This is a genomic window from Phenylobacterium sp. (assembly GCF_030681155.1).
Classification (GTDB): Bacteria; Pseudomonadota; Alphaproteobacteria; order Caulobacterales; family Caulobacteraceae; genus Phenylobacterium.
The window spans coordinates 19287-39412 of the sequence record NZ_JAUXXE010000019.1 but is presented as its reverse complement, the minus strand read 5'-3'; the positions used below and the strand labels follow the sequence as shown (position 1 = coordinate 39412).

Below are 20126 nucleotides of genomic sequence, written 5' to 3'. Positions count from 1 at the left end.
GTCTGCTCGGTCAACGGGCGACAACCGGGAGCTATGCGCGGCGCAGTAGTATTGGCGACACGCGCCATGCGCGATTTGTCGGCTGGGCGACAAAATTCGTCGTGCGAGATCTGATGGGAGCAAAAATTCCCCCAGTGCACACGGGCCCCGACCGGCGGCGAAATCAGCCGGTCATGTCGCCGCCGTGCTGACCCGCGCGCGTGCCGCAGGTCTCGCAGATCAGGCTGGCGCCCTTGCGGACAACCGCGACATCGCCGCAGGCCGCGCAGACGTCGGCCTCCACTGTCCCGGCGCCGGGCCCGCGCGAAGCGCTCGGCAGGAAGACCAGATTGTCAGGCGCCGCCCCCCGGGCGAAGCCGCGGGAGATGAAGTGAGAAGCCGGTTGCGGCTCATCGGCTTCGTCGAACTTGCCGTGGCCCAGGCCGTCGGCGTTCAGCTCGCCGGGGTCAGCGTTGGCCAGATCCTGGCGGCCCAGGTAGGAGACGCCGAGCTCGCGGAACAGGTAGTCGAGGATCGAGGTGGCCGAGCGCACGGAGTCGTTGCCGGTCACCGGCCCGGCCGGTTCGAAGCGCGTGAACACGAAGGCGTCGACGAACTCCTCCAAGGGCACGCCATACTGGAGGCCGATGGAGATGCCGATCGCGAAATTGTTCATCAAAGAGCGGAAGGCGGCGCCTTCCTTGTGCATGTCGATGAAGATCTCGCCGAGTTCGCCGTCGTCGTACTCGCCTGTGTGGAGGTAGACCTTGTGGCCTCCCACGGCGGCCTTCTGGATGTAGCCCTTGCGCCGATCGGGCAGTTTGCGGCGTGTGCGTTCGCGTTCGACGAGGCGCTCGATGATCCGTTCCTGGCTCGGCCGTTCCTCTGCCTCGGGCGGCGGCTCTCGCAGCGTGCGGGTGGCGGGTTCGGCGACCTTGGGAAGATCTAGCACGAGGTTGGCGGGCGCGGCCGCGCGGCGCAGGCGGATCGCCGGGACGCCGGCATGAGCAGCCAGCGCCATCAGGTCGCGCGCGTCGGACGGCGTGGTGTCCCACTCCAGTTCCACCTCGGCCATGGCCGGGACCGCCAAGGCGTGGGCGATCGCAGTCAGCAGGGCGAAATAGGGCTCTGGGCCCAGATCATCAGCGGTCTGGAACACGGCCTGTTGGGCGGGCGTGAGGAAGTCAGCCTCGGAGAGGGCGCCGGACCCCAGCGCATAGTCCTCAGCCTGGGCGATCTCACTCTCGGAGAAGCCGGCTTGTTTCAGGACATCGAAGGCTGGATTGGCGAGATCGGCGTCTGTGGCGCCCAAGACGTCGCAAAGGAAGCCGGCGTCGATCCCGGCGAAGGCCTCGCGCAGATTGGCGGCGAAGGGCAGGGCGGCTTCAGCCTGGGCGATCTCGTGGTCGGTGAAACCGCGCGCGTTGAGTGCGGGGTGGTCTACGCCTGGGGCCTCCGAAAGGTCGAGGCGGCCGAGCAGGTGGCCGCGCGCCTGAGCGAGGTCCGCGCCGACGGCGCTTAGCCCCTGGAGGGCGGCTTCGGACAGCACGCGGGTCAGCGGGCCGTCTTCGGTCTGGGCCACGGTGATCGGCCCGAGCCACGGCGCCGCCGATGGGCTGGGCCCGCCGAGCCGCAAGGCTATTTCCGGATCATCGAACACGGCCACGCCGCCATTCAGCTTGGCGCCGGAGGCGACAGTCGCCGAAGCGGCGCGCCGGTATAGGTCTCGGGCGGCCTCAAGGCCGGCTTCCGAGGCGTAGGATAGGCCCTGGGCCACCAGCCAGTCGGCGACGCCGGCAAGGCCGAGTGCGGCGGGGCGCTGATCGCCAGCCACGGCGAGCGCGGTCGCCAGCAGGGCGACGGCGGAGTCAAAGGCGCTGGCGTTGAAGTCCTTGCCGGCGCCGAAGGCGAGCACATTGATCGCCCCGCGGACCCCGCCCCAGGCCGCGGCGACGCCGCGCCCGGCTTCCGGCGAAAAGGCGGATGCAACCGCGCCGGTTTCCCAGGCGGCGCTGGCGACCGACGACTCCGCCGTGCGAGCGGTGACGCAGACCAGCTCCAGACGATCGATGTCGTTTAGGAACGGCGTGGCGGCGAGCCATTCGGCCTCGCCCGAGCGGGCCAGGCCGATGGCCTCGAGGATCATGGCGTCGGTCGCGCCGGCGTTGCGTGCGGCTTCGGCGCTGCGGGCCAGATTGGCGTTGGCGCGAGGATCGGCGCAGGCGGCTGCGTCGCCTTCGCAGCGCAGGACGCTGTCCATCACCGCCTGCAGCCGGGCGCCCATTTCGCGGACGGCGGCTCTGGCCATGGCGCGACCGCGATGTTGGGCGCGCAAGGTGGTCAGCGCGCCTTCGAACTCGGGCTCGCCGGCTTGAATCACAGGAGCGCTCGAACCGCCGCGTGGGCCGCTCAGCGCCAGTTGTCCGGCCAGCATGGCGGCGGCGAGATCGCGGCGGAAGCCGGCGCGCGCCCGTGCGGTGTCGAACAGGCCCGCCGCGTCGCCGCGAAGGACGAGATCTTCGGCGTAGCGGAACACCGCTGCGGGAAGATCGGCGTCCTCGTCCAACCAGTCGAGCCAGGCTTCCACCCGGGCGTCGGTCCATGACGCGGGAGCCAGCACTTCGGCCACACTGGCGGCCCGCTCGAGCGTCCGCTGTTCGATCCTAGCCGCCTCAATACGCATGAATGGCTCTCCCAGAGCCTGAGTCTAGGCAGAGCCGCGCGGCCGGGCAATACATGTTGCGGTCGCGGGGCGTGCTATCCCCAACATATTGCGTTGCTCGCGCCGCTGGACGCTCGCGGGCCAGACACCTATAGTCCGCGCGCTCTCTGCTCTGTTCGGAACTCCCAAACGTGCTCAAGAATATCTTCACCTGGTGGAACGGCGCGACCATCGGCATCCGCTTCACCCTGGGTCGCCGTGGCGTATTCATCGGCAAGGACGAGCTGGGAAACAGCTATTACGAAGCCAAGGACACCAAGGACTCGTACGACGGCCGCAAGCGTCGCTACGTGGTCTACAACGGTTATGCCGAGGCCTCGAAGGTCTCGCCTGACTGGCACGGCTGGCTGCACCACACCTTCGAGGAGCCGCCGACGGTCGAACCGTTGAAGCGCCAGTCCTGGGAACGCGACCATATTCCGAACCTGACCGGCACCGTCCACGCCTGGCGTCCGCAGGGCTCCATCGCTCGCAGCGGTGAGCGCCAGAAGGCTACTGGCGACTACGAGGCCTGGCGGCCCGAATAGTCATGGCGCGGGTTCGCACCATCGCCGTTCTGCTGGCGCTGAGCGCGACCTCAGCCACGGCTCAGCCAGCCCCACCGACGAGCGGCCCGTCACCGACGGCTGCGCCGCCAGCCGGCGCCCCGCCCACGCCCACGCCCGTCCCGGCTCAGCCTGCAGCCCCGCCGCCCGTCGCCGCTCCGCCTGAGGAGGCGCCGCCGGTGCAGGTCATCGCCCCGCCGCCGATCGCCACGCCCCCGCCCATCGACGATGAAGACGTGACCCCGGCGCCGCCCCCCAAGGCGACCGTTGCGGCCAAGCCCACCGAAGCGGCGATCAAGCGCGCCCGTTACGACGTCGCGGTGATCCATGCGCTGGACAAGATCGCGGCCGAATCGATCCGCTTTGAAGCCGCGGTGGGCAGGCCCGTTCGTTACAAGAACCTCGTTTTCACCGTGAAGGCCTGCGAGCGCTCGGCCGGCGACGAGGCCGTCGAAGACTCGATGGCCTACATGACCGTGGAGTCACAGCCGCGCTCAGCGCCCGGCAAGCCGACGCCGCCGCCGCGCCAGACCTTCCGAGGGTGGATGTACGCGTCGTCGCCCGGCCTGCATCCGCTGCAACACCCGGTCTATGACGCCTGGCTGATCACCTGCAGGGCCGCCGCGCCGGTCCCGGTCGCCGCCCGCTGAAAATCGGCGGCCACGGGCAGGGCCCTGGCCAGTCGCCGATGATATTCGGCGCGGGGAATTTCCTCAGTACCGAACTGCGTCAGATGATCGGTGATGAACTGGGCGTCCAGCAGCTTGAAGCCGTCGGCGACAAGCCGCGCCACCAGATGGACCAGGGCGATCTTCGAGGCGTCGGTTTCGCGCGAGAACATGCTCTCGCCAAAGAAGGCGCCGCCTAGCGACACCCCATAGAGGCCGCCGACCAACTGGCCCTCTCGCCAGCACTCGACGCTGTGCGCATGGCCGATCTCGAACAGTTGGGCGTAGAGGTGCTCGATCACGCCATTGATCCAGGTCTCGGTCCGCCCGGGCTTTGAAGCGGCGCACTCCAGCACGACCTGCGGGAAGGCGCTGTCGATCCGGATTTCAAACGGATCGCCGCGAACCGTGCGGGCAAGGCGCCGGGAGACGTGAAACCCGTTCAGCGGGATCACGCCTCGTTTTTCCGGGTCTATCAGGAAGACGCTTTCGTCTTCCCGCGCGTCGGCCATCGGGAAGACGCCGCGCGCGTAGCACTCCAGCAGATCGCGGGGGCCGAAGGTGTCCATGCGGCCTTGACGGCGATCCTCTAGGCCTCTGCCTGCGCCTTCATCCACCGTTCCAGCCAGTGGATGTTGTAGTAGCCTGCCAGGATGTCGGGCTGTTGCAGCAGTTCTTGGAACAACGGGATCGAGGTTTCGATGCCGCCGACCACCATCTCGTTCAGGCAGCGGTTGAGGCGTGCGATGCACTCCTCGCGGTCGCGGCCATGGACGATGAGCTTGCCAACCAGACTGTCGTAGTCGGGCGGGACCGAATAACCGGCATAGAGCGCGCTATCGAGGCGCACGCCCAGGCCGCCGGGGGCATGGAAGTCGGTGACCAGTCCCGGCGACGGGGCGAAGGTCTTCGGATTCTCGGCGTTGATCCGGCACTCGATGGCGTGGCCTTCGAAGACCACGTCCTCTTGGCGGAACGACAGCGGCAGGCCCGCGGCGATGCGAATCTGTTCGCGGACCAGGTCGATGCCGGTGATGGCTTCGGTGACCGGGTGTTCCACCTGCAGGCGGGTGTTCATCTCGATGAAGAAGAACTCGCCGTTCTCGTACAGGAACTCGATGGTGCCGACGCCGAGATAGCCGATGGCCTTGACCGCATCGACCACGACCTTGCCGATCTTGGCGCGGGCCGCGGCGTCGATAACGGGCGAGGGGGCTTCTTCCAGAACCTTCTGGTGGCGGCGCTGCAGCGAGCAGTCGCGTTCCCCGAGGTGGCAGACATTGCCGAACTTGTCGGCGATCACCTGGATCTCGATATGGCGCGGGGTCTGGAGGTAGCGCTCCATATAGACCGCGTCGTCGCCGAACGCCGCACGCGCCTCGGCGCGAGCGGTGGAAACCGCCTCGTAGAGGTCTTCCTGGGTCTGAGCGACCTTCATGCCGCGACCACCGCCGCCGGCGGCGGCCTTGATCAGCACGGGGAAGCCGATCTCCTTGGCGGCGGCGAAAGCCTCTTCCTCGGTCGTGACGGCGCCGTCGGAGCCGGGAACCACAGGGATGCCGGCTTCCTTCACCGCCTGCTTGGAGGTGATCTTGTCGCCCATCATCTTGATGTGGTCCGAGGTCGGACCGATGAAAGTCAGGCCGTGGGCGGTCACGATCTCGGCGAACCGGGCGTTTTCCGACAGGAACCCGTAGCCTGGGTGAATGGCCTGGGCGCCGGTGATCTCCGCCGCGGCGATGATCGAGGGAATGTTCAGGTAGCTCTTGGCCGCCGACGCTGGTCCGATGCAGACGCTTTCGTCGGCCAGGCGAACCCACATGGCGCCCGCGTCGCGCTCGGAGTGGACCGCCACCGTCGAGATACCCATTTCCTTGCAGGCCCGATGGATCCGCAGGGCGATCTCGCCGCGATTGGCGATGAGGATTTTATCGAACATCGATCCTACTCGATGACAACCAGAGGCTCGCCGAACTCGACGGGCTGGGCGTCCTCGACGATGATCTCCACGACCTTGCCGGCCTTTGGCGCGGGGATCGGGTTCATGGTCTTCATGGCTTCGACGATCATCAGCGTCTGACCGGCGCTGACCATGTCGCCCACCTTGACGAAGGCCGGGGCGTCAGGTTGCGGCTGCAGATAGACGGTGCCGACCATCGGGGAGTTGACGACGTCGCCCTTGCGACGTTCCGGCGCGGCGGCTTCACCAGTCGGAGCAGCGGCGGCAGGCGCCGCCACTGCGGCGACCGGGGCGGGAGCTGCGGCGTACTGGATCGGGGCCGAGGTCAGCGTCTTGGCCACCCGGATCTTCAGTCCATCGCACTCGACTTCGATTTCCGACAGGCCGGTGTCTGTCAGGATGTCGGCCAGTTTGCGCACCATGCGGGCGTCGATCGGATCGGCAGGAGCCTTGGGACTGCTAGCCATATTCTATTCCTTAACTTGGGTTGAGGCTCAGCGGGCCAGGCCCGCGGCGGCCTCGACGGCCAATTCATAGCTTGCCCCGCCGAAACCGGAGACAACTCCGGTGGCGGCCAGGGAGACAAAGGTTTCACGACGGAACGTCTCACGCGCCGCCGGGTTTGACAGGTGACACTCGACGATCGGGATATCGAGCGTCTTGAGAGCGTCCAGCAGGGCGACGGACGTGTGTCCATAGCCCGCCGGGTTGATCACCAGGGCGCAGGCCTCTGTGCGAGCCTCCTGCACCCAGTCGATCAACTGGCCCTCGTGGTTTGATTGGCGGAAGATCACGGCATGACCAAGGGCGCCGGCGCGACGCTCGCAACGTGTGCGGACGTCCTCCAGCGTTTCCTTCCCGTAAATCTCCGGCTCCCGGACCCCCAAGAGGTTGAGGTTGGGCCCGCTAAGCACATAGATCGGTTTCGACATTCGGCTCCGCCGTCGATTCCGCCGTCTTGTAACGGTCGGCGGCGGGGGTCACAAGCATTCGGCAACTTCAAGCTTCACGAGGGCGTCATGACGCTGACCATCAACGGCGAGGAAAGGGCCTTCGGAGCCCTGTCGAACGTGGCCGCTTTGGTGGCCGAACTGGGCCTGGACGCGCGCAAGGTCGCGGTGGAACGCAATCTGGAGATCGTGCCGCGTTCGGCCTATCTGCAGACAGCGATCGCCGACGGCGACCGCATCGAGATCGTGCATTTTATCGGAGGTGGCTGACATGGACGGGTCTATCCAACCAGGAGACACGTGGACGGTAGCTGGCCGCACCTTCACCTCGCGCCTGATCGTCGGCACCGGCAATTACAAGGACTATGCGGAGAACGCCGCGGCCGCCGAGGCGGCGGGGGCCGAGCTCGTCACGGTCGCGGTGCGCCGGGTGAACCTCAGCGATCCGAACCAGCCGATGCTGGTCGACTATGTGAGCCCCGAGCGGTTCACTTTCCTGCCCAACACCGCCGGCTGCTTCACCGGTGAGGATGCGATCCGGACCCTGCGCCTGGCGCGGGAGGCCGGTGGCTGGGATCTTGTGAAGCTGGAGGTGCTGTCCAACACCAAGCACCTGCTGCCGGATATGGAAGAGACCCTGCGGGCGCTGAAGCTGCTGGTCGCCGACGGCTTCCAGGTGATGGTCTATTGCAGCGACGATCCGGTCTACGCTCAGAAGCTGGAAGACGCCGGCGCCTGCGCGATCATGCCGGCTGCAGCCCCGATCGGGTCGGGCAGGGGCATCCAGAACTTCCTGAACCTGGGTCTGATCATCGAGCAGTCCAAGGTGCCGGTGCTGGTCGACGCTGGGGTCGGCACGGCGTCTGACGCCGTCTTGGCCATGGAGACGGGCTGTGACGCGGTGCTGATGAACACGGCCATCGCCGGCGCCACGTCGCCGATTCGCATGGCCAATGCGATGAAGCACGCGGTGATCGCCGGCCGGGAATCGTTTTTGGCAGGACGCATGCCAAAACGTATGTATGCTGAGCCATCCTCACCGCTAGCTGGCTTGATTTGATGACCCTGAGCGTCGACGTCTTCTGGTCCTTCCGCAGTCCCTATTCCTATCTGGTGACCCCGCGTTTGCGGGAATTGGCGGAAACCTACGACGTCGATGTTCGGATTCGGCCGGTCTATCCGCTGGCGGTGCGTTCGGAGGGGTTCTTCACCAAGCAGGACCCGCTGTTCATCCCCTATCTGATGCGCGACATCCGGCGTCTGGCCGAATTCCTGGAGCTGCCGCTGGCTTGGCCCAAGCCTGATCCGGTGGTGGTCGATTTCGCCACCCTGAACGGCGCCAAGGATCAACCGCATCTGGACCTGCTGATGCCGCTAGGCGTGATGGCGGGGCGAACGCCGCAGGGGCTGGCCTTCTATGACGAGGTCAGCCGGCTGATCTGGCGCGGTGGCGAGCAGCCCTGGAACGAGGGCGATCAGGTTCGACAGGCCATCACCCGCGCCGGCCTGGATATGGATCTGCTCGCGAGTGCGGCGCAGGCTCAAGCCGCGGAGATCGCCGCCGAGATTGAGGCCAGCCAGGAGGCTCACCGCGAGGCCGGCCACTGGGGCGTGCCGACCATGGTGTTCGAGAACGAACCCTTCTTCGGACAAGACCGCTTCGATGTGCTGGTGTGGCGGCTGAAGCAGCGCGGGATGACACCGCGCGCCTGACGAAAAAGGGAAGCGCGATGGGCCAGGCGAACGGGCGGAAGTCGATTTTCATCACTGGAGCGGCCTCCGGCATGGGCCTGGAGACCGCCAGACTGTTCGCCGGCAAGGGCTGGTTCGTAGGCGGCTATGACGTCAACGCCGCCGGGCTGGCTTCCTTGGAGGCCGAACTCGGCGCGGGCAATTGCCTGGTCCGCCCGTTGGATGTCACCGACCGCGAGGACTACCGCGCGGCGCTGGCGGATTTCTCCATCGCGACGGATGGTAAGCTGGACCTGCTGTTCAACAATGCCGGGATCGGCCGGGGAGGGCCGTTCGCCGAGCAGCCCTTCGAGGATGTGATCGCGGTCGTTCAGGTCAACCTGATGGGCGTGCTGATCGGCATTCACGAGGCGATCGGCCTGCTGAAGGCCACGCCAAACTCGCTGTGCTTCACGACCTCATCTTCATCGGCGACCTTCGGCATGGCCAATATCGCGGTCTATTCCGCGACCAAGCACGCCGTGAAGGGGTTTTCAGAGGCCCTGTCGGTGGAGTTCAAGGCCTATGGGGTGCGAGTCGCCGATGTGCTGCCCGGCGTGATCGATACGCCGATCCTGCCGCCGGGCGTCGCCGCCGGCGCGCCCAAGGATGGAATGTTCCGGGCCATTCCGCCGGTCGAGGTCGCCAAGGTGGTGTGGGAGGCCTACCACGCCGACACCCTGCACTGGTACGTCCCGCCGGAATTGGTCGAGCTGGACAAGGCCGCGACCCTGGCGCCCGAGGCCACCCGAGATCAGATGGCCCAAGGCGGATTGTTCAACAACGCCGACGGCTAGGCCGCAGCCTTGATCATGTCGGCCTCCGGCGAGAGGCCGACGCCTCGCATCAGCTCGACACGGCCCGGCCCTGGTTTGGGCGGATAGGCGTCGGCCTTCAACGCGCGGCGGGTTGCCCAGTAGCGCATGATCTTGGCGATGTTGTCCGGCCGCTTCAGCCAGGCGGACGGATGCTCCAGCATGTGGAAGCCGCGTAGGGCTTCGCGCAGCAGGTTGGCGTCCGAGCGGACGGCGATGTTCACCCCGTCCTCCAGGAAGCTCTTTAGAACCCGGCTCTTGATGCTGGGGCGATAGCCTGGCGTAAGGTTCTGCTTGGCGCGGCGGATGGCGGAGCGATCCTGGTCGCGCATGTTGAGGTAGTAGGGGCGCAACTCGGCGGTCACCCGTTCCTGATACTCCGTGACCCGGGTGCCGGCGTCCTCGGTCGAGACAAGGACGTCACGCAGCAGGTAGGCGCTGACCGCCGCGAACGAGCAGCCGCGCCCATAGAGCGGATTGGTTCGCACCAAGCTGTCGCCGACGGCGAAGTAACCCAGCACCGCCGGCGTTCCATCGCCGCTGATGTCTCGCCAGCGGCTGTTGAGCTCGCCCATGCCGTAGACGCGGCCGACGCCTTCAGAGATCGCTGGGTCTATCCACGGGACAAGGCCGGGGATGCGAGCGCAGATGGCTTGGAAGACCTCGGGGTTCACCATGGCCTTGCGCAGTTCGAGCTCGACCTCGGGCACGCAGATGGTGATTGAGAAGCAGCCGTTGTCGCCTGGGAACAGACCGAACTTCAGGAAGCCCAGATCGCCAGTGCCCGGAGCCTTTGAGCGAGGTTCCTCCACCCCCGGCAGCAGCCGGAAATGGCGCGTGAAGTAGATGATGCCGGTGCTCTCGCTCTCCTCGGTGATGGCAGCGCCTTCTTCCACGAGTTGCTCGATTCCCGATGAGGTGCGGCCGCCGGCGTCGATCACGATGTCGCTGATGACGTCTCGCGCGCCCGCCGCATCGGTCACCGAAACGCCGACCACCCGCAGACCCTCCGGTGTTAGTTGGGTCAGCAGCTTGCGGACGAAGGTCTCCGAGGCGATCCGCACATTGGGGTGGTGTTCGACATAGCGCCGGATCACCAGTTCCAGGGTGGTGCGACGGCTGGTCAGCACGACGAAGTCGCGGTCTTCCGGCCGAGGGCGGTAGTCGGCGCGATGGAGGTCGGTGAGCATCCGGTCGAAGCCGAGCTCGCGGCATCCCGCCCGCAACAGGTCGGCGTGCAGTTCGGGGTGCTCGGTCTTGATGATGGTGCGTAGCCGCGCCAGAAAGGCATGGCTGTGGCGCAGATGGCCGACGCCTCGCCGGCTCCAGTCTTGGAAGGCTTCGTCCGGTCCGCCGGTCGGCGGGGGCGGGTCGCGTTCGAGAATAACGATGTCGCGTCCAGTCGGCGCCAGGGCCAGCGCCGTGCACAATCCAGCGATCCCGGCCCCGATCACCAATACACGTTCGTGCATTTTCTTACTCAGGCTCCCCCGTTGCTGGACGGACTGTTCCCTAAGTTCCCTGGGGAGAGCCTAGCGGTGTCGTCAGACGGCGGGAAGCCTGAGTTTTGGAGCCGAATGCGCCTGAGAGGGCGTTAGGACGGCTTTACGTTCGGAACGGTCTTCAGCTTGCCGGTCTTGGCTTCTTCGATCGCCGCCCGCAGCGCTGCGATATCAGCGCCGGGGATCATGGTGTCGCCGATGATAAAGGCCGGCGTACCTTCGATCGCCAGCGCCTGGGCCAGTTCGCGGGTGTCGGCGATGTGCTTCTGAACCGCGGGAGAGGCGCCGGCCGCCTTGGCGGCGGCTGGATCCACGCCGGCGGCGCGCAGGTGGCGGTCGATCGACGCGGCGTCCAGGGCCTTCTCGGCCATGAAGGCTTCGAACAGCTTCAGGGTCTTGGGCTTGGCCGGTTCGGAGAGGGCGACCTGGGCGGCCAGGTTGGACTCGCCGCCGAAGATCGGGAATTCCTTGAAGACGAATCGGACGTCGGGGTTCTCTGCGATCAGCTTTAGAACCTCAGGCGCGCTGACCTTGCAGTAGCCGCAGCGGTAGTCGAAGAACTCGACCACGGTGATCTTCCCGTCGGGGTTGGCGACGAAGTCGCGCGGATCGCGCTCAAGCTGGGCGCGGTACTTGCCAAGCGAGGCCTTGGCGGCTTCAGCGGCGGCGGCCTGCTTGTTTTCCTGAAGCTTTTGGACGGCTTCCTCGATCACCTCGGGATGCTCGAGCAGATAGGTTCGCACCTTCTGGCCGAAGTCATCGTCAGGCTTCTTCGCGCAGGCGGCGAGCGGCAGGGCGAGGGCGGCGCAAAGCGCGAGAGCCGCGCGAGTGGTCATGGTCATGTAGGCCAAATAGGTGAGAAGCGGGGGTTTGCGAAGCGTCAGCGTGACGAACGTCGCGTGATCGAGCCTTCAGAGGCAAGATCCTTGAGATCGTCCTTGCTGGGTTTTGACGTCAATACGATGTCCGTCGCGCGGCGCCATTCCGGCGTGTCCTTGTCGAGTTTCTCCCGTGCGCGCATGGCGAAGACCCGCGCCTGCTGCGGATCGCCGACCGCGAAGAAGTACTCGCCGGTGGCCAGGCGGGCCAAGCCCTCCTTGCCCTGCTTGTCATAGGCTTGGGCCAGGATGCGCCAGGCGGCCGCGTTGTCGTGTTCCTGCGTCAGCGCCTTGCGCAGTTCGCCCACGCCTTCCTCGACCTTCTTGTCGTCGTCCAGCGCGATGAGCGTCTGGCCAAGGTTGATGCGCAGCAACGGCGCGTCGGGTTTCAGCTCGACCGACTTGCGCTGCGGCATTTCAGCCTCCTTGGCGCGGCCGAACTCAAAGAGCACCTGGCCCTTCAGCTCCCAAAGGTACGGATTGTCCGGCTGCTCGGCCAGCAGGGCGTCGATCAGCTTCAGCGCCTGATCGGGCTGCTTCATCTGATAGTAGGCGATCGCCCGCGCATAGCGGGCCGGATAGGACGTGTCCTTCTCCGTATATTTGGTGATGGCCACGGTGGGGTTCAGGAACCCGTCCAGCTTGGCCTTCATGATGCTGTGCTCGGCCAGCGCCTCGGGCGTGTCGGGGGTGTTGTAGTGGGCGTTTTCTTCGACCCGGTGCCGCAGGGTTTCGATCCGCGACGATGAGAGCGGGTGAGACCGGAAGTAGGCGAAGCGCCGAGCTTCCTGGAAGACTTCCTGGTAGCGGAAGTTGTCGAAGAACTCGACGAGCCCCTTGCCCGACAGTCCGGCGCGCTCAAGCATCGCCGCGCCAGCTTGGTCGGCCCGGCTTTCCTGTTCGCGGCTATAGCCCATGGCGCCCAGGGTGCCGAAATAGCTGGCGCTGCCGATCAGGCCCGCGGCGCCTTCGCCCGAACCGGCGAGCGCGGCCAGCACGCCCAGGCCCATGGTCAGCAGGAAGGGCGTCATGCCCGCCGCCGTCATCTCGCCCGAGCGGGCGGAGTGCCCGGCGGCCAAGTGGCCGACTTCGTGGGCGATGACGCCTTGGAGCTGGTTGGGATTTTCAGATTCCAGGATCAGGCCGGTATAGACGCCCATGACCCCGGGGCCGGCGAAGGCCTGCATGTCCTTGCCGCCGATCAGCAGGATTTCGATCGAAGTCGAATCAATGCCGGCGGCCTTGAAGATCGGCTCGGAATCCTTGCGCAGGATTTCCTCGATCTCGGTATCGCGGATCAGGGCGACGCCGTCCTCGGCGCGGGCCGGAACCGGAGGCAGCGCAAGGCTTAGCGCTGCAACGGCGGCCATCGCGATGCGAGAGAACGAGCGAGCAGGGGAAACCATCCCAGATAACTCCAAGCGCCCCCTGCCAAGCCCCATCATGAGAACCTAGCGCGCTTCACGCGGAGTGGAAACCGGCGCGCGAGCGCGGCCGGTTTCCGTTTCTCCAATGCGTGGTCTAGCCGCGACGCCACCAGCCCTTGCGGGCCGCTGGGGCCGGCTTGGAGCTGATCTCGGCCGGGTCGGGTTCACGCACGACCGGCGCGGGGGCCGGAGCGGGCTCCGGTTCCGGCGCAGGCTCAGGCGCGACTTCGACAACCGGTTCGATCACCGGCTCGGCGATCACCTCGGCAGGAGCCGCCGCGGCTGCTTCGGCCGCGGCCGCCTCAGCGGCGATGGAAGCCTTGGTGCGACGAGCACGCGGCTTCTTGGCCGGCGGCGCCTCTACCACCGCGACCGGTTCCGGCGCGGGCTCAGCTTCCGGTTCCGGTTGGGTTTCAACCTCGACCACAACTTCGGCCACGGTTTCAGCGACGGCCTCGACCGAAGTCTCTTCGCTCTCGCCCTTGCCGCGACCGCGACCACGGCGTGAACGAGCCTTCTTCGGCTTTTCCTCGACCGCGGGCAGTTCCACCCAGACGTCGCCGTCGTACTCGGGTTGGACGCTCAGGACCGGCGAAGCAGCCTCGACTTCGGCGACGGGCGCCTCGTCATTGGCGGCGATCGGGGCCGGAGCGCGGGCCGCGGGGAAATCCTCGGCCGGGTCGTGCCAGACGAAGGGATCCTCGCCATAGGGAACCCACGGACGGGTCCAGGAGAAGATGTCGGCCGGGCGGCCGTCGTCGCGCATGCGGCGACCACCGCGGCGACCACGCCGACGACGTCGGCCGCCTTGGCCATCGTCCTCGGTGTCGTCGGTGCGGGCCTGCTCTTCGCCTGGAACGCCGGGCGCGACGGCGGCCGCTTCGCGCGGCTCTCCGTCGCGACGACCGCGACGGCGGCGGCGGCGGCCACGGCGTGCGCCGCGATCTTCTCCGTCGTCTTCGCTGTCCTGCAGGCGTTGCTCGGCCCCGTCGTCGTCGGTGGCTTCGCGCTCGATCGCCTCTTCTTCTTCGTCCTCGAGTTCTTCCTCTTCCTCGTCTTCGTAGGCCTCGTCGTCGAAGTCGTCATCAACGGGCGCGTAGGCGTGGATCGGGGCGCTATGGGCTATCAGCGCGTGTTCGGGCCGGGTCTCGCTGGAAGTGCGCTCGATCTCATGATCGGCATGAGCCAGGGCGTCGTCGATCACGATGGTGATGAACAGGCCGAGCTTCTCATGGACACGGGCCAGATGGCCGCGCTTTTCGTTCAGGATGTAGAGACCCACGGCGCGCGGCACCTTGAGGGTCGCCTCACCGCCGCCCTTCAGGGCTTCGATCTCGACGGCGCGCAGCGCGGCCAGGGCGCTGGACTCGACCGAGCGGACGCGGCCGGTGCCGGCGCAATGTTCGCAGACGTGGGTGGTGCCTTCCAGCACGCCGGAACGACGACGCTGGCGGCTGATTTCCATCAGGCCGAACGAGCTGATCTTGCCCATCTGGATGCGGGCGCGGTCGTCCTTCAGCGAGTCCTTCAGCTTCTTCTCGACGGCGCGGTTGTTCTTCGCCTCGTCCATGTCGATGAAGTCGATGACGACCAGGCCGGCCAGGTCGCGCAGGCGCAGTTGGCGAGCGGCTTCTTCCGCCGCCTCCATGTTGGTCTTGAGGGCGGTGGCCTCGATGTTCCGCTCGCGCGTGGCGCGGCCGGAGTTCACGTCGACGGCGACCAGGGCCTCGGTCTGGTTGATGACCAGATAGCCGCCGGAGCGCAGCGGCACGACCGGTGAGTAGATCTGGCTGAGGTGGTCCTCGATGCGGTGCTTGACGAACAGCGGCGTCGCTTCGCGGTACGGCTGTACCTTCTTGGCCTGCGACGGCATCAACATGCGCATGAAGTCGCGGGCTTCCTTGAAGCCGGCTTCGCCCTCGACCCAGACCTCGTCGATGTCCTTGTCGTAGAGGTCGCGGATGGTGCGCTTCACCAGGTCCTCTTCCTCATAGATGAGGGCAGGGGCCACGGAATGCAGTGTGGTTTCGCGGATGTTTTCCCACAGGCGCAGCAGATATTCGTAGTCGCGCTTGATCTCGGCCTTGGTGCGTTTGGCGCCGGCCGTGCGGACGATCAGGCCCATGCCTTCCGGCACGTCCAGGCTCTGAACCACGCCTTTCAGGCGCTTGCGGTCGGTGACCGTCGTGATCTTGCGGCTGATCCCGCCGCCACGGGCGGTGTTGGGCATCAGGACGCCATAGCGGCCGGCCAGGGAGAGATAGGTGGTCAGGGCCGCGCCCTTGTTGCCACGCTCTTCCTTGACGACCTGAACCAGCATGATCTGCCGACGGCGGATCACTTCCTGGATCTTGTACTTGCGCATCAGCCGCCGGCGGCGCCGGGCGACTTCTTCTTCCATGACGTCGTCTTCGTCGGCGTCGTCGGCGTCTTCATCCTCGTCATCGGACGAGCGCGAGCGCGCTTCGTGATGATCGTCCTCGTCATCCGCGTCGTCGCGCATCAGCGCTTCGCGGTCGGCGACTGGGATCTGGTAGTAGTCCGGGTGGATTTCGTTGAAGGCGAGGAAGCCGTGACGGTTCCCGCCGTATTCGATGAAGGCGGCCTGCAGCGACGGCTCAACGCGCGTCACCTTGGCGAGATAGATATTGCCTCTTAGCTGCTTGCGGTTCTGGCTCTCGAAATCGAACTCTTCAACTCGGGATCCGTCGATCACCACGACACGCGTCTCTTCTGCGTGTGCGGCGTCGATGAGCATCTTCTTGGACATTAAATACGTCTCCGTGGCGCGCCGCGAACTCTCGGCTCGGGCGCCGCCGGTTTGTCAGGAGGGCGCGCACGCCACCGCTCATCGCGTTGTCGAAGCCGACAAGACGAGCGGTAGGCCGGAAGAGGGCTCGAGCGGCGCTGCCCATTAGTGTGTTCCCAGGCGCGCTCAACATTAAGCGCGGATCGGAGGATGCGTTGGTCGCCGTAGGGCGAATGGCCAACGCGAGCTGGTTGTCGCGCGGAAGGCGGCTTTGCAACGCAAAGCGCGCGCACTCCAGCGCGGGCGGACATTGCAACACTGGACGGAAAAAGGAAAGCGGCCGTGCCAAGATGAAAAGTGTGAGGACAGGGTTAACCGTTTGTCCATGTCGCCTGAGGCTATATGGGGATTAGGAACAGTTGAGTTTAGTGCGGGGCTGCGCGGGAATGGGCGGCATCTTCAAGTTGGGCAGAAAAAGCGTGCTGGCCTTTGTCGGCGCTGCGATCGGCTGCCTGGCTGTTGTCGCCGGTGCTCAAGCTGCTGGCTCGGGCGCCGACATTCTGAAGGTCCGCCTCGGCGGAGACCGCACCGAAACCCGCATCGTTATTGATCTGAGCCGTTCGGCCTCGGGCAAGGTCGCCTCCGACGGCGCCGATGACCGCCGGGTGGTCGTGAACCTTCCGGGCGTCTCGGTTGAAGGCGGCTTGCAAGGCGGCGGTCTTGGTCTGGTGAAGGCCTGGGTCGTCGATGACGGCCCCGGAGGCGCACGCCTGCGCCTGGATCTCGCCTCGGACGCCACCATCAAGCGCCGCTTCCTGCTGCCGCCGGCCGACGGCGTGAGCAACTATCGCTATGTCATCGACCTCGCCGCCAAGTCGCCGGCCACGACCACCCAGGTCGCCCAGTCGAACACGGCGCGATTCCTGTCCGCGCCAGTGCGACCGACCAAGGCCGCCTTGCCCCTGAAGAAGGTGATCGTGATCGACGCCGGTCACGGCGGCAAGGATCCGGGCGCGCGCGGCGCTGAGGGCAATGAGAAGGATGTGACCCTGGCTGCGGCGAGGGCGCTGAAGTCCCAACTCGAACGCAGCGGCCGCTACAAAGTCGTGATGACGCGCGACACCGACGTCTATGTCGATCATGGCGTGCGGGTGCAGATCGCGCGCCGCGCCGACGCCGATCTCTTTATATCTCTGCACGCAGATTCGGGCTCCGACCCCAGCCTGCGGGGCGCCAGCGTCTATACCCTGGCCGACCGCGCCACCGGCCGTTCGGCCAAGTTCGTCAGTAAGGACGACTGGTTCATGCAGGCCGGCAGCCATGGCGACAATGGCGTGTCGACCATCCTGCTGGACCTGACCCAGCGCATGACCCGCAATCGCTCGGCGAGCTTCGCCGAGGTGCTGCTGGCCCGGGTCAGCGACCACCAGCCGTTGCTGCGCCGTAGCCACCGTGAAGCTGGACTGGCCGTGCTGCTCGCGCCGGACGTGCCGGCGGTCCTGCTGGAGATGGGCTTCATCACCAACGCCGAGGACGAAGCCGTCCTGCGCGATCCAGGCCGCCGCAACCGGTTGATGAGCAGCGTCGGCGACGCCATCGACGACTACTTCGGCCAGCAGACCAAGCTGGCTTCGCGGTAAGCTGTCGCAGGGCCGTTGGCGCCCGGCCCGATGCACGTTAGACCGAGGGCTCGGTTGGGGTTCACCCCCGCGGAGGTCGGTCAGTTTTGAATCCCCCGGGTAGATGGATCGCGATCGCCGGCGTGGCGGTGCTGAGCGCTATCGCGTTGGCCGGCTTCGCCACCGCGATCTACGCGGCCTGGCTGTTCCATGACATGCCCGATGCGGGCGATCTGGTGGACTATCGGCCGCCGACGGCGACGCGGGCCTATGCCTGGGACGGCGTTCTGATCGGCGAGTTCTCTCGCGAACGCCGAATCTACGTTCCCTACGACAACATTCCCCCACAGTTGGCCCAGGCCTTCCTGGCGGCTGAAGATCGCAACTTCTTCAGCCACGGCGGCGTCGACGCCATGGGCCTGACGCGGGCCATGGCCAAGAACGTCCTGAACGCGGTGAACGGCCGTCGCCTCGAGGGCGGTTCGACCATCACCCAGCAGGTCGCCAAGAATGTGCTGCTGACCAGCGACGCGACCGTCGGGCGCAAGCTCAAGGAAGCCATCCTGGCCGGGCGGCTGGAGCAAACGCTCAACAAGGAACAGATTCTCGAACTCTATTTGAACGAGATCTGGCTCGGCTATCGCTCCTATGGCGTGGGGGCGGCGGCCTACAACTATTTCGGCAAGTCGATCACCGACCTGACCCTGGCTGAGTCGGCCTATCTGGCGGCCTTGCCCAAGGGACCGGACAACTACCATCCGATGCGGCGCAAGCAGCAGGCGATGGCGCGGCGTAACTGGATCCTCGACCAGATGGCCGACCTGGGCTGGGTCACCCGAGCCGAGGCCGAAGCCGCCAAGCTTGAGGACCTCAAGGTGCAGAAGGCGCCGTCGCGCGCCAAGTACCGGGACGCCGACTTCTTCGTCGAGGAAGTGCGCCGTCGCGGCCTGGCCACGCTGGGCCAACGCCTCAACGAGGGCGGCTACTATATGCGCACCACCCTGGATCCGGAGCTGCAGACCGCCGCTCGGGTGGCGCTGATGAATGGTCTGGAGCAGTACGACCGCCGTCATGGATGGCGGGGCGCCTGGGCGCGGGTCGAAACCGCCGACGGCTGGGAAGCTGTCGCCAAGAAGAAGACTCCGCCCTCCGAACGCCGTGACTGGCGTGCGGCCCTGGTGACCGAGGCCTCGGGCGGCAATGTCCGTATCAAGGTCGCCGATGGCGGCGCGACCGGTTCGATCGTCAGCCAGGACGTGGCCTGGGCCCGTGCGGGCAAGGGACTGAAGTCTGGCGACCTGATCTTCGTGGAGCCGGCCCAGGGCGGCGGATTCCGTCTGCGCCAGGTGCCGATCGTCAACGGCGCCCTGGTGGCGATGGAGCCGCATTCGGGCCGGGTGCTGGCGATGGTCGGGGGCTATTCCTTCTCGCTGTCGAGTTTCAACCGCGCCACCCAGGCGATGCGTCAGCCCGGTTCGGCCTTCAAGCCGATCGTCTACGCCACCGCGCTTGAGAACGGCTACACCCCGGCCAGCATCGTGATGGACTCGGCCATCACCCTGAAGGGCGCACGCGCTGGCGAGACCTGGACGCCGGAGAACTACAACCGTCGCTACTACGGCGCCCTGACCCTTCGGCGCGGCCTGGAGCTGTCGCGCAACGCCATGACCGTGCGCCTGGCGCAATCGGTCGGGATGACGAAGATCAGCGACCTGGCGGTGCGAATGGGCGTGGTCAAGAAGATGGACAAGGTCCTGGCCATGGCGCTGGGGGCAGGGGAAACCACGCCCTTCAAGCTGACCGCCGCCTACGCCACCTTCGTCAACGGCGGCCGCCGGGTCGAACCGCACCTGATCGAGCTGGTCCAGGATCGGAACGGCGAGACGGTCTTCCGAGCCGACAAGCGCGACTGTCCGCGCTGCGACGCCGGCTTCAACGGCGACGAAAGCCCGCGCATCCCGCCGGGCGGCGAGCAGGTCATGGATCCCATCACCGCCTATCAGGTGACCTCGATGCTGCAGGGCGTCGTCCAGCGCGGTACGGCGACCTCGGCCCTCGTGCTGAATCGTCCGGTGGGCGGCAAGACCGGCACCACGAACGAGTACCGCAGCGCCTGGTTCGTTGGCTTCACGCCGCAGATCGTGGCCGGGGTGTTCGTCGGCTTCGACGACAACCGCAGCCTCGGAAACGGCGAAACCGGGACCACGGCGGCCGTGCCGATCTTCATCGAGTTCATGGCCGCGGCGACCAAGGATCTGCCGAAGGAGGAGTTCAAGGCGCCCAAGAACGCCAAGTTCGCCAATGTCCGCGGCATCCGCGAAGCCTTCCGACCGGGCACAGAGCCGCGTGTGGCGGCGCCGGTTCTCGGCGGCGTGCCGTCGGAGGGACCCGTGCCCTACAATCAGGCCTGGCCTGACGGGAAGCTCTCGACGCCCAGCGCGCCCGCCGCGCCGCCGAAGAAGCAGGACGATATGAGCGGCCTGTTCTAGGGTCGGGATCACCGATCTGCGGGGAGGCCATTGTTTTCCGGTCCCCCGCGCGTTATCTGCCGCGACCCCAGAACACGTCTGGTTCGGAGATT

At 66.5% G+C, this 20126-nt stretch carries 17 protein-coding genes; 8 read left to right on the top strand and 9 right to left on the bottom strand.

Features of this window, described 5'->3' with window-relative positions:
• Positions 1 to 163 precede the first annotated feature (163 nt).
• Positions 164 to 2662, bottom strand: a complete 2499-nt coding sequence (locus tag Q8M13_RS03855) for a ribonucleotide reductase (RefSeq protein ID WP_305298326.1) — start codon at positions 2660 to 2662, stop codon at positions 164 to 166.
• A 170-nt stretch (positions 2663 to 2832) separates the two neighbouring features.
• On the opposite strand from Q8M13_RS03855, the gene Q8M13_RS03850 reads away from it, so the two are divergent.
• The gene (locus Q8M13_RS03850; protein ID WP_305298325.1) at positions 2833 to 3228 is read left to right on the top strand and encodes an NADH:ubiquinone oxidoreductase subunit NDUFA12; all 396 of its coding nucleotides are present in this window, start codon (positions 2833 to 2835) and stop codon (positions 3226 to 3228) included.
• 2 nt (positions 3229 to 3230) lie between these two features.
• Positions 3231 to 3896, top strand: a complete 666-nt coding sequence (locus Q8M13_RS03845; protein ID WP_305298324.1) for a DUF2155 domain-containing protein — start codon at positions 3231 to 3233, stop codon at positions 3894 to 3896.
• Here the strand turns inward: Q8M13_RS03845 and aat are convergent.
• From aat to Q8M13_RS03825, 4 genes are read right to left on the bottom strand one after another with little or no spacing between them, the layout of a single operon-like run.
• The gene (aat, locus tag Q8M13_RS03840; RefSeq protein ID WP_305298323.1) at positions 3836 to 4483 is read right to left on the bottom strand and encodes a leucyl/phenylalanyl-tRNA--protein transferase; all 648 of its coding nucleotides are present in this window, start codon (positions 4481 to 4483) and stop codon (positions 3836 to 3838) included. The two genes, Q8M13_RS03845 and aat, sit on opposite strands and share 61 nt — an antisense overlap.
• Before the next feature lie 20 nt (positions 4484 to 4503).
• The gene (gene accC / locus Q8M13_RS03835; protein WP_305298322.1) at positions 4504 to 5853 is read right to left on the bottom strand and encodes an acetyl-CoA carboxylase biotin carboxylase subunit; all 1350 of its coding nucleotides are present in this window, start codon (positions 5851 to 5853) and stop codon (positions 4504 to 4506) included.
• A gap of 5 nt (positions 5854 to 5858) precedes the next feature.
• Complete coding sequence (gene accB, locus Q8M13_RS03830; RefSeq protein WP_305298321.1) at positions 5859 to 6341, bottom strand: acetyl-CoA carboxylase biotin carboxyl carrier protein; 483 nt, start codon at positions 6339 to 6341, stop codon at positions 5859 to 5861.
• A gap of 27 nt (positions 6342 to 6368) precedes the next feature.
• Positions 6369 to 6806 (bottom strand): type II 3-dehydroquinate dehydratase, encoded by a 438-nt coding sequence (locus tag Q8M13_RS03825; RefSeq protein ID WP_305298320.1) that lies wholly within the window; start codon positions 6804 to 6806, stop codon positions 6369 to 6371.
• 87 nt (positions 6807 to 6893) lie between these two features.
• On the opposite strand from Q8M13_RS03825, the gene thiS reads away from it, so the two are divergent.
• Genes thiS through Q8M13_RS03805 form a run of 4 tightly spaced genes read left to right on the top strand, consistent with a single transcriptional unit; the run spans position 6894 to position 9352 of the window.
• A complete protein-coding gene (gene thiS / locus Q8M13_RS03820; protein ID WP_305298318.1) occupies positions 6894 to 7094 on the top strand; it encodes a sulfur carrier protein ThiS in 201 nt (66 codons plus the stop codon).
• Position 7095: 1 nt separating this feature from the next.
• Positions 7096 to 7884: a thiazole synthase gene (locus tag Q8M13_RS03815; protein WP_305298317.1), complete on the top strand. Its 789-nt coding sequence runs from the start codon at positions 7096 to 7098 to the stop codon at positions 7882 to 7884.
• On the top strand, positions 7884 to 8537 hold the full coding sequence (locus Q8M13_RS03810) for a 2-hydroxychromene-2-carboxylate isomerase (RefSeq protein ID WP_305298315.1): 654 nt from the start codon (positions 7884 to 7886) through the stop codon (positions 8535 to 8537). Before Q8M13_RS03815 ends, Q8M13_RS03810 begins: the two co-directional genes overlap by 1 nt.
• Before the next feature lie 17 nt (positions 8538 to 8554).
• Positions 8555 to 9352, top strand: a complete 798-nt coding sequence (locus tag Q8M13_RS03805) for an SDR family oxidoreductase (RefSeq protein WP_305298314.1) — start codon at positions 8555 to 8557, stop codon at positions 9350 to 9352.
• On the opposite strand, the gene Q8M13_RS03800 is transcribed toward Q8M13_RS03805, so the two are convergent.
• From Q8M13_RS03800 to Q8M13_RS03785, 4 genes are all read right to left on the bottom strand, one after another.
• Positions 9349 to 10842 (bottom strand): NAD(P)/FAD-dependent oxidoreductase, encoded by a 1494-nt coding sequence (locus Q8M13_RS03800; RefSeq protein WP_305298313.1) that lies wholly within the window; start codon positions 10840 to 10842, stop codon positions 9349 to 9351. The genes Q8M13_RS03805 and Q8M13_RS03800 overlap by 4 nt on opposite strands.
• A 122-nt stretch (positions 10843 to 10964) precedes the next feature.
• A complete protein-coding gene (locus Q8M13_RS03795) occupies positions 10965 to 11708 on the bottom strand; it encodes a DsbA family protein (protein ID WP_370869941.1) in 744 nt (247 codons plus the stop codon).
• A gap of 44 nt (positions 11709 to 11752) precedes the next feature.
• Complete coding sequence (locus Q8M13_RS03790) at positions 11753 to 13156, bottom strand: M48 family metalloprotease (RefSeq protein ID WP_305298311.1); 1404 nt, start codon at positions 13154 to 13156, stop codon at positions 11753 to 11755.
• Positions 13157 to 13271: 115 nt separating this feature from the next.
• Positions 13272 to 15947 (bottom strand): ribonuclease E/G, encoded by a 2676-nt coding sequence (locus Q8M13_RS03785; protein WP_305298310.1) that lies wholly within the window; start codon positions 15945 to 15947, stop codon positions 13272 to 13274.
• A gap of 425 nt (positions 15948 to 16372) precedes the next feature.
• Between Q8M13_RS03785 and Q8M13_RS03780 the strand changes: the two genes are divergently transcribed.
• Together Q8M13_RS03780 and Q8M13_RS03775 are read left to right on the top strand one after the other, a co-directional pair.
• Complete coding sequence (locus tag Q8M13_RS03780) at positions 16373 to 17566, top strand: N-acetylmuramoyl-L-alanine amidase (RefSeq protein ID WP_305298309.1); 1194 nt, start codon at positions 16373 to 16375, stop codon at positions 17564 to 17566.
• Positions 17567 to 17688: 122 nt separating this feature from the next.
• Positions 17689 to 20034: a penicillin-binding protein 1A gene (locus tag Q8M13_RS03775; RefSeq protein ID WP_370869939.1), complete on the top strand. Its 2346-nt coding sequence runs from the start codon at positions 17689 to 17691 to the stop codon at positions 20032 to 20034.
• Positions 20035 to 20126 lie beyond the last annotated feature (92 nt).